The organism is Vibrio sp. 2033 (genome assembly GCF_033339735.1).
In genome coordinates this window covers 1-1,100 of sequence record NZ_JAWOVC010000111.1, presented here as the reverse complement: position 1 = coordinate 1,100, position 1,100 = coordinate 1, and the positions used below count along the sequence as shown (strand labels likewise).

At 48.4% G+C, this 1,100-nt stretch carries 2 protein-coding genes; both read right to left on the bottom strand.

Annotated features, from left to right (window positions below; genetic code table 11):
- Nucleotides 1-501 (bottom strand): pyrroline-5-carboxylate reductase (locus tag R7P74_RS24960; protein ID WP_318123325.1); only part of this gene is annotated, 501 nt, incomplete at its 3' end.
- 119 nt (nt 502-620) lie between these two features.
- A partial coding sequence (locus tag R7P74_RS24955) for a YggS family pyridoxal phosphate-dependent enzyme (protein ID WP_318123323.1) occupies nt 621-1,100 on the bottom strand: 480 nt, incomplete at its 5' end.

Below are 1,100 nucleotides of genomic sequence, written 5' to 3'. Positions count from 1 at the left end.
GTTGATGCCTGATTCTTGTTCCACCCAGCACACTTTACCAACTGCTTGCATCAGTTCTGCGGCAAAGGCTCTGTCTTGTTCTTTGACATGTTCTGGAGCGAATAAGCCACTCATGCCCAAACCCAACTGAGATGGAGTGTTTGGCATGACGCGAACCAAATTCAATTTTGTCGCTAGCATCTCATCCAAACGTGAACAATTGATGCCTGCCGCAATAGAAATCACGAGCTTGTTGCTAAAGTCGATAGATTGCAGAGGTTTACAAACATCCGCCATCATTTGTGGTTTCACAGACAGAACCACCACATCGGCCTCGGACGCGGCCAGCATGTTGTCGCTGGTGGTGCGGATACCAAAATCTTGCTCAAGCGGCAGACGACGCGCCTCTGATGGGGCGGTTGCAACAATGTTTTGTGCAGGGTAGCCGTTAGCCACGAGGCCAGAAACAATGGCTCTGACCATGTTTCCCGCACCGATAAAGGCGATCTTTTTATGTTCCATTTGTCTGATTTCCATCATGATATTTACGATTTATTGTGCGCTCAGGTGTATAATGGCGCCGCTTTGCGTTAACCGCTGTTTCATCGCGGTATCAATTAAGCATTTTCGCTCTTAAATGACTATTCACTTTTCGTGCTGTAGTCTCGCGCGCCAAAGATAGCCGTTCCGATACGAACCATGGTGCTGCCTGCTTCAATCGCAGCGGTCATGTCGCCACTCATGCCCATCGATAAGGTATCGATTTCTGGGTATTGCTGTTCAAGGGTTTGCTTCAGTGTCGCTAGCTTCTCGAACTCACGAAGCTGGGCGTCGTAGTCTGACACGTTCGCAGGAATCGACATCAATCCTCTTAAAGTGAGGTTGGGAAGGCGAGAAATCAACTCAGCCAGTTCGAATATTTCTGCGTCACTAACGCCAGATTTGGAATCTTCACCACTGGTGTTGACTTGAATCAGCACTTGCAATGGTTTGAGTTCTTGCGGACGTTGCTCATTGAGTCGCTGTGCGATCTTAGCGCGATCAATGGTGTGAACCCAATCGAAATGTTCAGCAACAAGTCGCGATTTATTCGATTGAATCGGGCCAATGAAGTGCCATTC